Origin of the sequence: Aristaeella lactis (assembly GCF_018118585.1) — a bacterium.
GTDB classification, from domain to species: Bacteria; Bacillota; Clostridia; order Christensenellales; family Aristaeellaceae; genus Aristaeella; species Aristaeella lactis.
The window spans coordinates 3,016,468-3,029,885 of the sequence record NZ_CP069421.1 but is presented as its reverse complement, the minus strand read 5'-3'; the positions used below and the strand labels follow the sequence as shown (position 1 = coordinate 3,029,885).

The 13,418-nt window shown below is 58.8% G+C and carries 11 protein-coding genes; 4 read left to right on the top strand and 7 right to left on the bottom strand.

What is annotated here, in order from left to right; all coding sequences use genetic code 11:
* Positions 1–19 precede the first annotated feature (19 nt).
* On the bottom strand, positions 20–1,948 hold the full coding sequence (locus JYE50_RS13705; RefSeq protein WP_084096156.1) for an aconitate hydratase: 1,929 nt from the start codon (positions 1,946–1,948) through the stop codon (positions 20–22).
* A 271-nt stretch (positions 1,949–2,219) separates the two neighbouring features.
* On the opposite strand from JYE50_RS13705, the gene JYE50_RS13700 reads away from it, so the two are divergent.
* From JYE50_RS13700 to JYE50_RS13685, 4 genes are all read left to right on the top strand, one after another.
* A complete protein-coding gene (locus JYE50_RS13700; protein WP_283399222.1) occupies positions 2,220–4,055 on the top strand; it encodes an alanine--tRNA ligase in 1,836 nt (611 codons plus the stop codon).
* Positions 4,056–4,222: 167 nt separating this feature from the next.
* The gene (locus JYE50_RS13695; RefSeq protein ID WP_084096155.1) at positions 4,223–4,795 is read left to right on the top strand and encodes an NUDIX domain-containing protein; all 573 of its coding nucleotides are present in this window, start codon (positions 4,223–4,225) and stop codon (positions 4,793–4,795) included.
* Positions 4,796–4,909: 114 nt separating this feature from the next.
* Positions 4,910–6,022 (top strand): alanine dehydrogenase, encoded by a 1,113-nt coding sequence (gene ald / locus JYE50_RS13690; protein ID WP_084096154.1) that lies wholly within the window; start codon positions 4,910–4,912, stop codon positions 6,020–6,022.
* 3 nt (positions 6,023–6,025) lie between these two features.
* Positions 6,026–7,399, top strand: coding sequence for a DEAD/DEAH box helicase (locus JYE50_RS13685; protein WP_084096153.1), 1,374 nt, complete (start codon positions 6,026–6,028; stop codon positions 7,397–7,399).
* 141 nt (positions 7,400–7,540) lie between these two features.
* Here the strand turns inward: JYE50_RS13685 and JYE50_RS13680 are convergent, their stop codons facing one another.
* From JYE50_RS13680 to JYE50_RS13655, 6 genes are all read right to left on the bottom strand, one after another.
* On the bottom strand, positions 7,541–8,419 hold the full coding sequence (locus JYE50_RS13680; protein WP_179138354.1) for a phosphodiester glycosidase family protein: 879 nt from the start codon (positions 8,417–8,419) through the stop codon (positions 7,541–7,543).
* Between the two features lie 19 nt (positions 8,420–8,438).
* On the bottom strand, positions 8,439–10,850 hold the full coding sequence (locus tag JYE50_RS13675) for a homocysteine S-methyltransferase family protein (RefSeq protein ID WP_084096151.1): 2,412 nt from the start codon (positions 10,848–10,850) through the stop codon (positions 8,439–8,441).
* Positions 10,847–11,458: a vitamin B12 dependent-methionine synthase activation domain-containing protein gene (locus tag JYE50_RS13670; RefSeq protein WP_084096150.1), complete on the bottom strand. Its 612-nt coding sequence runs from the start codon at positions 11,456–11,458 to the stop codon at positions 10,847–10,849. Before JYE50_RS13670 ends, JYE50_RS13675 begins: the two co-directional genes overlap by 4 nt.
* A complete protein-coding gene (gene metF, locus JYE50_RS13665) occupies positions 11,458–12,339 on the bottom strand; it encodes a methylenetetrahydrofolate reductase [NAD(P)H] (RefSeq protein ID WP_084096149.1) in 882 nt (293 codons plus the stop codon). The genes JYE50_RS13670 and metF overlap by 1 nt, the downstream gene beginning before the upstream one ends.
* A gap of 217 nt (positions 12,340–12,556) precedes the next feature.
* Positions 12,557–12,958, bottom strand: coding sequence for a hypothetical protein (locus tag JYE50_RS13660; protein WP_143763633.1), 402 nt, complete (start codon positions 12,956–12,958; stop codon positions 12,557–12,559).
* Positions 12,949–13,308, bottom strand: coding sequence for a hypothetical protein (locus JYE50_RS13655; protein WP_143763632.1), 360 nt, complete (start codon positions 13,306–13,308; stop codon positions 12,949–12,951). Before JYE50_RS13655 ends, JYE50_RS13660 begins: the two co-directional genes overlap by 10 nt.
* Positions 13,309–13,418 lie beyond the last annotated feature (110 nt).

Genomic DNA, 13,418 nt, shown 5'->3' with positions numbered 1-13,418 from the left:
TGCCTCTTTCTTATACTGTTCAGCTGTGAGAGCGGATGTAGTTGATCAGTCCGCCGGAGAGGATCATGCCGCGCTGGCGTTCGGTCAGCGGCATCTTCACGGCGTAGGTCTCGTTCTTCGTCTCGTTCTTCAGCTCGAGGATCTCTTCCCCGGCTTCAATCTTTTCACGGATGCCCGGCAGGGTCAGGGTATCGCCCTGGTCGATCCGGTCGTAGTCCTTTTCATCCGCGAAGGTCAGCGGCAGGATGCCGTTGTTGATCAGGTTAGCCTGGTGGATACGGGCAAAGCTCTTGGCCGCCACCGCCCGGATGCCCAGGTACAGCGGCACCAGGGCCGCGTGTTCGCGGCTGGAGCCCTGGCCGTAGTTGGCGCCGGCTACCAGGATGCCGCCCTTTTCTTCCTTGGCCCGTGCCGGGAATGTCTCATCCACGGGGGTCAGGCAGAAATCAGCCAGATGCGGGATGTTGCTGCGGAAGGGCAGCAGTTTCGCGTTGCTGGGCATGATATGGTCTGTGGTGATGTTGTCTTCCATCTTCAGCAGAACCTTGCCGGTTACCGCGTTCTCCAGGTCGTGTCCCAGCGGGAAGGGCTTGATATTCGGGCCGCGGACCACGTCCACGGTATCCTCCTGGCCTTCCGCCACCGGCGGGATCACCAGGTTGTCATTCACTTCAAATTCCTTCGGCTGTTCAACCGTCAGGTCCAGGTCCAGCGTCCGGGGATCGGAAAGCACACCGGTCAGCGCCGTGATGGCGGCGGTTTCGCAGCTGGTCAGGTAAATACCAGCGGAGGCAGTCCCGCTGCGGGCGTAGAAGTTCCGGTTGTTGGTACGCACGGAGATCGCATTGGTCTTCGGGCTCTGTCCCATGCCGATGCAGGGGCCGCAGGCACTTTCCAGGATTCGGGCTCCGGCGCCGAGCATTTCAGCCAGCGCGCCGTTGCGGGCCAGCATCGTCAGCACCTGCTTGGATCCGGGGCCGATGACCAGGCTCACATCCGGATGCACGGTCTTGCCCTTCAGGATCCGGGCCACACGCATCATATCCTGGTAGCTGGAGTTGGTGCAGCTGCCGATGAACACCTGGTCCACCTTGATGGGGCCGACGTTCTTCACGGTATCCACGTTATCCGGCATATGGGGCTGGGCAACCAGGGGCTCCAGGGTGTCCAGGTTGATATCCACGATCTCATCGTATTCCGCGTCCGCGTCAGCGGCCAGTTCACGGAAGTCCGCTTCCCGACCCTGGGCCTTCAGGAAGGCGCGGGTCACTTCATCGCTGGGGAACACAGAGGTCGTCGCGCCGAGCTCCGCGCCCATGTTGGCGATCGTCGCGCGCTCCGGCACGGTCAGGGTCTTCACGCCCTCGCCGATGTATTCCATCACCTTGCCCACGCCGCCCTTGACGGTCAGCCGGCGCAGCACTTCCAGGATGATATCCTTTGCGGCCACACCGTAGGGCAGTTTGCCGCTCAGGCGGATCCCAACCACCTTCGGGTAGGTCAGGTAATAGGCGCCGCCGCCCATGGCCACAGCCACGTCCAGGCCGCCCGCGCCGATGGCCAGCATGCCGATACCGCCGCCGGTGGGGGTATGGCTGTCACTGCCCAGCAGGGTCAGTCCGGGTACGCCGAAACGCTCCAGGTGAACCTGGTGGCAGATTCCGTTGCCGGGCTTCGAACAGAAGATGCCGTGCTTCTTCGTCACGCTCTGGATGTACTGGTGGTCATCCGCGTTCTCAAAGCCGGTCTGCAGCGTGTTATGGTCAATATAAGCAACGCTCTTCATGGTCCTGACCCTGCCGATACCCATGGCTTCGAACTGCAGGTAAGCCATCGTGCCGGTGGAGTCCTGGGTCAGGGTCTGGTCGATCCGGATGGAGACCTCTTCCCCTGCCACGGGCTTGCCGCTGACCAGATGGGCGTTCAGGATCTTCTGTGTTAAATTCATACCATTCCTCCGATAAAAAAACCAGTCGCGGTTTCACATGAGACCATTCTCTGTCCAAACCGTGCTGTTGTACCATTCCATTATCTGCCACAGGCGATGAAAGTCAACGGATTGGGAGCGAAAGAACACAGGAAAAGCAGCCTTGCAAACCAAACCCCTGTTTGATATAATATTGAAGTTATCGCACACATCGCGGCCCGCATGCCCGAAATGGCTGCAGCCCCTGTGGGAAAACGGTTGTATTCTTCACCGCCAAAAGGAGTGTAAGTATATGAACAAGATCTCTTCCAAGGAACTGAGAAACGCCTGGATCCGTTTCTATGAGGAACGGGGCCACATCAACATCGGTGCCGTGTCGCTGATCGGCGATGGAACCACCGGCGTTATGTTCAACGTCGCCGGCATGCAGCCGCTGATGCCCTACCTGCTCGGTAAGGATCATCCCAGCGGAAAGAAGCGCCTGTGCAACGTACAGGGCTGCGTCCGTACGGTTGACATCGAAAGCGTTGGCGACCCCACCCATTTCACCTTCTTTGAAATGATGGGCAACTGGTCCCTGGGAGATTACTTCAAGAAGGAAAAGACCCAGTGGAGCTATGACCTGCTGACCAAGGTGTTCGGCCTGGACAGCAAAGAGATCTGCTCCACCGTGTTCGAGGGCAACGATGCCGCGCCCCGTGATGACGAAACCGCCGACCTGCTGAAGGCCGTCGGCATCCTGCCGGAGCACATCTTCTACCTGCCCAAGAGCGATAACTGGTGGGAACTGGAAGGCACCACCGGCACTCCCTGCGGTCCCGATAACGAGTGGTTCTATCCCCGTCACAACAAGCCCTGCGGCCCCAACTGCGGACCGGCCTGCGGCTGCGGACGGTATGTTGAGATCGGTAACGACGTGTACATGCAGTACGTCAAGAACGCTGACGGCTATGCTCCCCTGGCGAACAAGAACGTGGATACCGGCTTCGGTCTGGACCGTATGCTGGCCTTCCTGAACGGCGTGACCGACGGCTACAAGACCGACCTGTTCATCCCGGTCATCAATCACCTGGAAGAGAAATCCGGCAAGAGCTATGACAATGATCCGGAAGCGCAGAAGGCCATGCGGATCGTTGCGGACCACATCCGCACCTCCACCATGCTGATCGGCGATGTGAACGGTATCCTGCCCTCCAACGTGGGTGCCGGCTATATCCTGCGCCGTCTGCTCCGCCGCGCTATCCGCTACACCCGCCAGCTTGGCCTCGAGTCCTCCGTGCTGGCCGAGGTCAGCAAGATCTTCATCGAGCAGATCTACGATGAAGCTTATCCGCTGCTGGTGGAAAAGGAAGCCTACATTCTGGACGAGATCATGAAGGAAGCCGCCCGCTTCGAAGCGACGCTGGTTACCGGCATGAAGGAGTTCACCAAGTGCATCACCGGCATCCGCCGCAAGAACGAGTTCATGGCCCAGAAGGATCCGTCCTACAAGCCTGAAACCGAGATCAGCGGCAAGCAGGCTTTCCGCCTCTATGATACCTACGGCTTCCCGCTGGAGCTGACTGAAGAACTGGCCGCTGAAGAAGGCCTGACCGTGGATACCAACGGCTTTGCGGAAGCCTTTAAGGAGCATCAGGCGATCAGCAAGCAGGAAGGCGCTGCCAAGGGCGGCCTGACCGAACGGAACGAAGAAACCGCCAAGCTGCACACCGCCACCCACCTGCTGCAGGCTGCCCTGCGCAAGGTTCTGGGCGATGAAGTTGCCCAGAAGGGTTCCAACATCACCACCGAGCGCCTGCGCTTCGACTTCTCCTTCGGCCGCAAGATGACTCCCGAAGAGATCGCTGAAGTGGAACGCCTGGTAAACGTGGCGATCGATGCCCATGTTCCGGTGGTCATGGAAGAGATGACCGTCCAGGAAGCCAAGGAAAAGGGCGCTATCGGCCTGTTCGAGAGCAAGTACGGCGAGAAGGTCAAAACCTACAAGATGGGTGAATACTCCTTCGAGATCTGCGGCGGTCCCCACGCTGCCAACACCGGCGACCTGGGTTCCTTCAAGATCCGCAAGGAAGAGTCTTCCTCCGCCGGCGTCCGCCGCATCAAGGCCACCATCGCGCCGAAGGCTTAATTCAGAATTATAGTTTGTCAGCCAGCCGGACCGAAGGCACATCACCAAAGTGTCATTTCGAATTTGATTCAAAGGATGGCGGAGCCATCCCTCCGCCATTCTTCATTTTTCAGTCATATTTTTACGTTTTCAGTAAAACTCTGCCAGCAGGCACCCTATTACGAATTATGAATTATCACTTTGATCCCGAAAGCGAATGCGCTCGTCTCGTTGAAAAGCCCTCCTCTTCCGAGGACATCTTCAACGGCATTGTCCTCCATGTGAAGCGGGACACCGTCACCCTTTCCAACGGCAGCAGTGCCGTCCGGGAAGTGATCCGCCACATCGGCGCGGTCTGCGTGATCCCGGTCACTGAAAACAACGAAGTGATCATGGAGCGGCAGTACCGTTATCCGCTGGATAAGGTCATCCTGGAGATTCCCGCCGGCAAGCTGGACGCCCCGGACGAGAACCGGCTTTCCGCTATTCAGCGGGAGCTGCGGGAGGAAACCGGCTATACCGCGGACGAGTGGACGGAGATCGGCGATTTTCATCCCGCCCCCGCCTACAGCGACGAGTACATCACCATGTATATGGCCCGGGGACTGCATAAGGGAAAGCAGGATCTGGATGAGGATGAATTCCTGGACGTGTACACCATTCCCCTTTCCGAACTGGTGGAAGACGTCATGGCCGGGAAGATCTCCGATGCCAAAACCCAGGTCTGCATCCTTAAGGCTGCCCGGATCCTGGGACTGTAAATTATCTTCCGTGCAGGAAAAAAACAGAGCCGTCACTTGTTCCTGTTCTCCGGCTCTGTTATTTTATTGGCATAACAACTTACTTTTGCGAAACAGTAGAAAGGAAGATTGCAAATGAAGATCGGCTGTGTCAAAGAGATCAAGAACAATGAATACCGGGTCGGCCTGACCCCTGACAACGTCCGCGCCTATATCGCCGCAGGACATCATGTGTATATCGAGAAGGGCGCAGGCCTTGGCTCCGGATTCACGGACAATGAATATGTGGACGCAGGCGCTTCCCTGATCGACAACGCCGCGGATGTCTGGCACCTGGTGGATATGATGGTCAAGGTCAAGGAACCGCTGGAATGCGAATATCCCCTCTTCCGGGAAGGCCTGATCCTTTACACCTATCTGCACCTGGCCGCCGATCTTCAGCAGACCGACGCCCTGCTGAAGGGCAAGGTCAACGCCGTGGCGTATGAAACCCTGCAGGAGAAGGACCGTTCCCTGCCCCTGCTGGCTCCCATGAGCCAGATCGCCGGCCGCCTGTCCATCCAGGAAGGCGCCAAGTACCTGGAAAAGAAGTTCGGCGGTGAAGGCATCCTGCTGGCCGGCGTGCCCGGCACCCCCAAGGCCAATGTGGTCATCCTCGGCGGCGGCACCGTGGGTATGAACGCCTGCAAGATCGCCGTCGGCATGGGCGCCAACGTCACCATCCTGGATATCAGCCTGAAGCGGCTGGAGGAGCTGGACAACATGTTCGGTGCCCATATCCAGACCCTGGTTTCCAACGACAGCAACGTGGAGCGCGTGCTGAAGGACGCGGATCTGGTCATCGGCTCCGTGCTGATCCCCGGCGGCTCCACCCCGAAGCTTTTCAAGCAGAAATACCTGAAGGAAATGAAAGACGGCGCGGTCTTCGTCGATGTGGCCATCGACCAGGGCGGCTGCGGCGAATCCTCCCATGTCACCACCCATGACGATCCGGTTTACAAGCTGGACGGCGTGGTTCACTACTGCGTCGGCAACATGCCTGGCGCCGTGCCGCGGACCAGCACCATCGCCCTGACCAACGCCACCGTGAAATACGGTCTGGAGATCGCTGCCGCCGGTCTGGAAGAAGCCTGCCGGAAGAGCGAAGTGATCCGCTCCGGCGTCAACACCTATGCCGGAAAGCTGACCAACAGGAACGTGGCGGCTGCCCACAGCTATGAATTTACAGAATTGCAGGAACTCATCTGATATATGGAATTTAAAGATCTCGGTTTAACCCCTTCCCTTCTGAAAAACATCCGCGATACCGGTTATGAAACCCCGACCCCCATCCAGCAGGCCACCATTCCGCTGGTTCTGGAGGGAAAGGATGTGCTGGGCTGCGCCCAGACCGGCACCGGCAAGACCGCTGCCTTTGCCCTGCCCATCCTGCAGCGGCTGAAAGTGATTCCCCCGCGGCGGAACGCCAAGGTGATCCGCTCCCTGATCCTTTCTCCTACCCGGGAACTGGCCCTGCAGACCTGGGAGAATTTCCAGCTCTACGGCAAGGGCGAAGGATTGGACAGCGCTGTCATCTTCGGCGGTGTCGGCCAGGGCAGCCAGGTGGAAGCCCTGCACCGCGGTGCCGATATCGTCATCGCCTGCCCCGGACGTCTGCTGGACCTGATGGGTCAGGGCCTTGTCCGTCTGGACTGGGTGGACATCTTTGTGCTGGATGAAGCGGACCGCATGCTGGACATGGGCTTTATCCACGACGTACGGAAGATCGTCCGCTGCCTGCCGGAAGAGCGCCAGACCCTGCTGTTCTCCGCCACCATGCCGCCGGAAGTGGAAAAGCTGGCCATGGACCTGCTCAAAGAGCCGGAAAACGTCAAGGTTGACCCCGTCACCTCCACCGTGGACGCCATCGACCAGTGCCTATACTATGTGGACAAGGTAAACAAAAAGCACCTGCTGGCGCAGCTGCTGGAGGATCCAGAAGTGGAAAGCGCCCTGGTCTTCTCCCGCACCAAGCATGGTGTAGACCGGATTGTCCGGGACCTGAAGCGCAAGGGAATTGAAGCTGCCGGCATCCATGGCGACAAGAGCCAGAATGCCCGCCAGACCGCCCTCAATCGTTTCCGCACCGGAGAATGTCGGGTGTTGGTTGCCACGGACATCGCTGCCCGCGGCATCGACGTGGCCGGCCTCAGCCATGTGTTCAACTATGATATGCCCATGGAGCCGGAATCTTATATCCACCGCATCGGCCGTACCGGCCGTGCCGGACGGACAGGCAAAGCCGTTTCCTTCTGCTGCATTGATGAAGTGAAGCAGCTGAACCAGGTGGAAAAGCTCATTGGCAAGCGCCTCCCCCTGAAGGAAAGTGACTGGCCCATGGAGGTCACCACCCCCACGCCGCCCAAGGTTCGGGAACCCCGGCCTTCCAGGCTGGACAGGCAGGGCAACGCCCTTGCGGAGCGCCGCCAGGCGGCTGTTTCTGCTGCCGTGCCTTCACGCCCTGCCCGCACCCGTCCTTCCGGCAAAGTGACAATCGGCAGAGACGGACAGGTTCATTCCCGTCCCTCCGGTCATGGCACCGGCCGTCCCGTCCACCGGGTTAATCGCCAGAAACGCCGCGGTTAAGTAACTGTCACATTCGCCGCACAGCGGCGAATATTTCACATGCGAAGCATATTTCACACGGCGAAGCCGTATTTCACATTGGCCGAAGGCCAATATTTCACTCAGGAACAAGAGAAGCCAGGACAACTGTCCTGGCTTCTCTTATTCCGTAAATGCCATGATATCAGCAACTTTCGCGCTGCCCCCGGTGATGATCCGGGGCTTTTTCTTGTCCCGGGTCCGGCACAGCAGTGCCGAGGAATAACCGCCGTCCAGGTTATACACCCATTCGGCCTGGAAGTTCTCCTGGAAGAACTCCTCCGCGCGCCGCAGGCTGATGCCGCGCTTTTTCTCCGTGGAAACCGTAAGGATCACATAATTGTTCTGATCCAGCCGGGCAATGATCGTCCGGGCAGCCTTCTGGTCAGCAAACTTCCAGTCTGCCGGCAGCAGGTCCTCGTTGTCCCGCAGCATCGGGCAGCCGACATAGAAGGACCAGGTCTGGCTGGGTTCCGTTGCCAGTACCGCCTCGTTGTCTTCCCCGGTATACATCTGCAGGCCTTCCGCGTCCAGCGTGATGCCGTAATAGGGTACGCCCTCCAGGTTGCGAAAGACTTCCCCGTCCGTCACGGTCAGGGAGCCCAGAGGCGTGTAATAATAATCCTCACTTGTGCCCGGATAGTTTTCCGGGATTTCCGGATACCGCGGGCTGACATACCCGCTGCCGTTGATGATCACGGCCGCCTCCGGGATCTTTTCCGCGATAAACCCGGGTCGGCTGATATTCTTTTTCCATGCCGCGGTGGCTTTCCGGATCTGTCGGGTCGGATCCTGCACCCAGATTCGGGTCAGGTAGCACCGCTCCTTTTCCATGATGAACTGCTCCACCGTATACTTAAGTGTCGGTGAATCATAGGTTCGGATGATCTTGCCGACAGCTTCCGCCTCGGCATTGTCAAAGAAATCCGCCGGCTCCTCTGCCGCTGCCAGCACAGGACACAGCATCAGGCACAAAAGCAGGCATAAAAGACGTTTCTTCATCCGGAACACCTCCCTTCCGTCAGGCTTGCTCCTGCATAAAGCGTTCCGCAAGGCGTACGGAGGCCATTGCGTCCTTGCCGTATCCGTCCGCCCCGATATCCCGGGCATATTCTTCCGTCAACACAGCGCCGCCCACCATCACCCGGCACCAGGGGGCTTTCTCGTGCACCAGCGCCACGGTTTCCGCCATAGCCGGAACTGTGGTGGTCATCAGGGCGCTCAGGCCGCAGATCGGTGCGTGCAGGCGCTCCACCGCCTCGAGTACTGTTTCCGGCGGAACGTCCTTGCCCAGGTCTGCCACCGTAAACCCGTAGTTTTCCAGCAACAGCTTTACAATGTTCTTGCCGATATCGTGGATATCACCCTTCACGGTTGCCAGCACCACGGTTCCCTTGGATTCCTGCGCGTCCCGGTTTCCCGCTTTTTTCTTAATTTCCGCCACGGCCGCCTCCGCGGCTTCCGCACTCATCATCAGCTGGGGCAGGAAAATCTTCTTGGCTTCAAAGCCCTGGCCCACCTCGTCCAGTGCCGGAATAATCTCTTCCTTCACCAGGTCCAGGCTGTCCCGTCCTTCTTCCAGGGCTGTCCGGGTCAGGTTTGCCGCTTCCTTGCACAGTCCCTTTACCACCGCCCGGCGCAGTCCCTTTGCTTCAGTTTCCTTCGCGGGGCCGGTCCCGGCCGTCGGGGCTACCGCCTGCATGGTGGGCAGGTCATTGGCGTATTTGATATAGGCAGCGCAGTTCTCATCCCGGCCCGTCAGGGTACGGAAGCTGATCATCGCGCCCATCATCCGCTCGTTCAGCGGGTTCATAATGGCTCCGGACAGGCCTCTTTCCAGCGCCAGCGTCAGGAAAACACTGCCCAGCACTTCCCGCACCGGCAGGCCGAAAGATACGTTGCTCACGCCCAGCACCGTGCCGCAGCCGGTCTTTTCCCGGATCATCTTCAGCGCGTCCAGCGTTACCTTCGCCGCGTTTCCGTCCGTGCTGACCGTCATGGTCAGGGTATCAAACAGGATGTCTTTCGGACGGATCCCGTACTTTTCCGCTTCCTTCAGGATGCGCTCAGCGATTGCCAGCCGGCCTTCCGCCGTGCCGGGAATGCCGCCTTCATCCAGCGTCAGGGCCACTACCGCCCCGCCGTATTTCTGCACCAGCGGGAAGATGGCATCCATAACCTCCTGCTTCCCGTTCACAGAGTTGATCAGGGCCTTGCCGTTGTATACCCGCAGAGCCCGCCTCATCGCTTCCGGATCAGAGGTGTCCAACTGCAGCGGCAGATCTGTCACCGCCTGCAGTTCCTGCACCGCCTGCTCCAGCAGTGCCGGTTCATCCACGCCCGGCGTGCCGACGTTCACGTCCAGCACCTCGGCTCCGTGTTCCTCCTGCACAATGGCCTCATTCAGCACATAGGCCATGTCGCCTTCTTCCAGGGCTTTGCGGAGCCGCTTTTTGCCCGTCGGGTTGATCCGTTCGCCGATGATCACCGGATTCTTCCCCAGTTCAATGATCTGGCCCCGGGAAGCGATCACGGTACGTTCTTTCGGTTCAATGGGCCCGGGGATCATGCCTTCGGAGGCGCTCTTTACTGCCCGGATGAAATCCGGCGTTGTTCCGCAGCAGCCGCCGATGATCCGCAGGCCTTTTTCGATCAGCGGAATAATCTGGGCGGAGAATTCCTCCGGCCCCACGTTATAGATCGTTTTGCCGTCCTTTTCCTGCGGCAGGCCGGCATTGGGCTTCATCAGCACCGGCACCGAAGCCGCCTCCAGGTAGCGTTCCACGATCGGTGCCAGGGCGTCCGGCCCCAGGGAGCAGTTCACGCCCACTGCGTCCGCGCCCAGGCCTTCCAGCATGGCCACCACTGACTCCGGCGTACCTCCGGTCATCAGCTTTCCGTCCGCCCCGTAAGCGCAGGAAACCAACACCGGCAGGTCGCAGTTTTCCTTCGCCGCCAGCAGGGCTGCCCGGGCTTCCGCGCCGTCATTCATGGTCTCAATAAAAACACAGTCAACCCCGTACTTACTGCCGATGCGCACCACTTCCGCAAAGCCCTGCACCGCTTCTTCAAAGGGCAGGTTGCCCAGCGGCTTCAGCAGCTGTCCGCAGGGACCGATATCCAGTGCGATAAACCGTTCTTTCCCGTCACCGACAGCCTTCCGGGCCTTGTCCGCGCAGGCGACCGCCGTCCGGATCATCTCTTCGCATTCAGCCAGGTCATAGCGCAGCGGATGCACCCCGAAGGTGTTGGTCAGCACCATATCGCTGCCCGCTTCATAGTATGTCCGCTGAATATCGGTGATCACGTCCGGATGGAGCATGCCCCACCGTTCCGGTGCCTCGCCCGGTTTCAGGCCCCTTGCCTGCAGCAGCGTACCCATGCCGCCGTCCAGGAAAAACGGTCCCTTCCTCAGCAGTTCCTTCAGTTTCATTCAGGCTTTCTCTCTTTCATTCCGATAATGGCTGTTACACTTTTGCTCGGTGTCATCAGCAGGCTGTCCGTCAGCGTTATGCCAACGGTCCGCCCGCAGTCCAGTGCTTCCATCACGTCCCGCTGCATCGAAAGCGGCAGGTCCCCGTATCCCGGGGAAAACCGATCCGTCAGCTGTTTGTCCGGAAACATCTCCGCCAGCTGCGCGCACAGCCGGTCACAGGCGCCTTCCACCTGCTGCGCCCCGATGGCGTGCATCAGCAGGCCTTTCGCCGGTGAACCCAGCTTCGCCCGGATGATCCGGCGGTCCATTTCCGCGCCTGCCGTGCAGGCAAACAGGATAATCTCTTCACAGCCTTCCAGGTGCCTCCGGAGGCCTTTGGAAGTTGTCTTCGCGAAACCCAGGTCCAGTTCGTCCCCGTTCCGTTTCAGCGGAAACCGGCACCAGACCGCCCGGCACTGCGCCGCGCCTTTGGCCGCCTCCAGGCTTTCCTTCAGCGGCAGCTCTTCCGGCGGCGGCGCGAAGGAGGGCAGCATGGCATAATGCAGGATCTCCTTCTCGTCAAACGGAATCACGCCCAGCTCCGCAAGCCGCAGTCCTTCCTTCATCAGAAGGCCCTCCCCAGCATACCGGACAGGTGGTTCTGGATCGCCGCAGCCACATCCGGCTTGTTCATGGTATAAACATGCACGTGCCGGATCCCGTTGGCGTACAGGTCGATGATCTGATCACAGGCATAGATGATCCCGGCCCGTTTCATGGCGTCCGGCGAGGAACCGAATTTGTCCACCAGGCTGGTAAACCGGCGGGGCATAAAACTGCCGGACAGCTTCAGGGCGCGCTTCACCTGGTTGGCTTTCGTAATGGGCATAATACCCGGCACCACCGGCACCGTCACGCCCGTCTCCCGCAGCTTGTACAGGAAGTTATACAAAAGGTTGTTGTCAAAGAACATCTGGGTGGTCAGGAAATCCGCTCCCGCGTCCACCTTTTCCTTCAGATAGTGCAGGTCCTCTGCCTGGACCGTGCTTTCAGGATGGACTTCCGGATAGCAGGCGGCGCCGATGCAAAAATCCCCTGACCTGCGGATTTCCCGGATCAGGTCGGATGCATGGGGATAGGGACTCTTTTTCATGTCCTCCGGCGTCATGCCTTCCGGCAGGTCTCCCCGCAGGGCCATAATGTTCCGGATCCCGGCATTTTTCATGGCCTGAAGGTATGTGCTGATATCTTCCTTTCCCGCGCCTACGCAGGTCAGGTGGGCCAGGGTTTCCACCCCGTCCGCGTTCTGCAGTGTGCGGGCGATCTCCATGGTATATTTCCCGCCCTTGCCGCCGGCTCCGTAGGTTACGGAGATGAAAGACGGCTTCAGCGCGGCGATCTCTTCCGTTGCCTGCAGCACTTCCTCAAAGGCAGCATCGGTTTTCGGCGGGAAGACTTCGAAGGAGAGCGTCAGCCGCTCGTCCCGGACTGTTTCAAGTATCGTCATGGTACCCTGTCCTCTCTGTGTATAATCAGCATTCCATCCCATGATCAGTATAACGCATGGAAAACCGACATTCAATTGCTCCCGGCAGAACCGGCTGTCTTTCTCTCGTTCCTTCTTTCCCGGACACGCCACAGCATTTGTATCTTTTTTGACGTACACGGCCTGTTTTGATATGATAGATACAGATGATCATATTCTCCTGACCGACCAGAACTGTTCAAAGGATGGTACCGGACATGAGCAATGGTGATACCGCTTCCCATAAACACAATTCCAGTCTTTCCTGGACGAAGAGCTCAGTAAAGTCAATGGCACCCGTCACCTGAAGGAGGTACAGCGGAGCAACAAGGAAACCCTGCCCCAGAAGCTTCCCAATCGCTACCAGATCTCCCTGCACATCGATGATGAAGAGATCATTTGTTCCTCCGCCGGCCAGTTCGGCTTCCGGGCCTACCAGCTGAATGCCCAGGATGACAACTGGGGAGAGAAGATCATTGAGCAGGCGGATCACATCCGGAAGCTGGAGCATTTTGACTGAACCATCATCCCAAAAGTAAAAAGATACCGCCGGACTGTGATCACAATCCGGCGGTATTTCTGTTCTGTCGGTCAGTCCCAAAGATCGATGCTGCCGATTTCGTCTCCGCGTACCCAGTGTGCCTTGTTCTGGTCCACCCGGACGTACACTTTGTCCACCTTGCCGACCCGCTTCAGGATCTCTTCGGGGGTAATGATACCGCCCATGGGAGACTGAATGATCACTTCAGGCTTTTTCGCGGCCTTTTTGGTGGGAGCAGCTTTCTTGGCGGGAGCGGTCTTCTTGGCGGGAGCCGCCTTTACAGCTTTCGCGGCTGTCTTGGCAGCGGCCTTCGCTCCGGTCTCCACGGCGCTGGCAACGGTCTTCGCCACAGCCTTTTTCACGGTCTTCTTTTCAGTTTCCTTTTTCACGGCTTCTTTTTTCGCAGGCATACGCGTCCCTTCCTTTCACGTTGTATGCTTTATTTTATCACAAATCCGGCATTTTTAACAGTCCGCTGTGTTTATCACCTCTTCCTCTTCCCGGTATGTCATTCCGGGGT

What these genes read in the sequence shown, in the direction of transcription:
- metF (WP_084096149.1), bottom strand. Translation starts at nt 12,339, where the DNA reads ATGACGATACTTGAAACAGTCCGGGACGAGCGGCTGACGCTCTCCTTC.
- ald (WP_084096154.1), top strand. Translation starts at nt 4,910, where the DNA reads ATGAAGATCGGCTGTGTCAAAGAGATCAAGAACAATGAATACCGGGTC.
- JYE50_RS13675 (WP_084096151.1), bottom strand. Translation starts at nt 10,850, where the DNA reads ATGAAACTGAAGGAACTGCTGAGGAAGGGACCGTTTTTCCTGGACGGC.
- JYE50_RS13695 (WP_084096155.1), top strand. Translation starts at nt 4,223, where the DNA reads ATGAATTATCACTTTGATCCCGAAAGCGAATGCGCTCGTCTCGTTGAA.
- JYE50_RS13700 (WP_283399222.1), top strand. Translation starts at nt 2,220, where the DNA reads ATGAACAAGATCTCTTCCAAGGAACTGAGAAACGCCTGGATCCGTTTC.
- JYE50_RS13680 (WP_179138354.1), bottom strand. Translation starts at nt 8,419, where the DNA reads ATGAAGAAACGTCTTTTATGCCTGCTTTTGTGCCTGATGCTGTGTCCT.
- JYE50_RS13670 (WP_084096150.1), bottom strand. Translation starts at nt 11,458, where the DNA reads ATGAAGGAAGGACTGCGGCTTGCGGAGCTGGGCGTGATTCCGTTTGAC.
- JYE50_RS13705 (WP_084096156.1), bottom strand. Translation starts at nt 1,948, where the DNA reads ATGAATTTAACACAGAAGATCCTGAACGCCCATCTGGTCAGCGGCAAG.
- JYE50_RS13685 (WP_084096153.1), top strand. Translation starts at nt 6,026, where the DNA reads ATGGAATTTAAAGATCTCGGTTTAACCCCTTCCCTTCTGAAAAACATC.
- JYE50_RS13655 (WP_143763632.1), bottom strand. Translation starts at nt 13,308, where the DNA reads ATGCCTGCGAAAAAAGAAGCCGTGAAAAAGGAAACTGAAAAGAAGACC.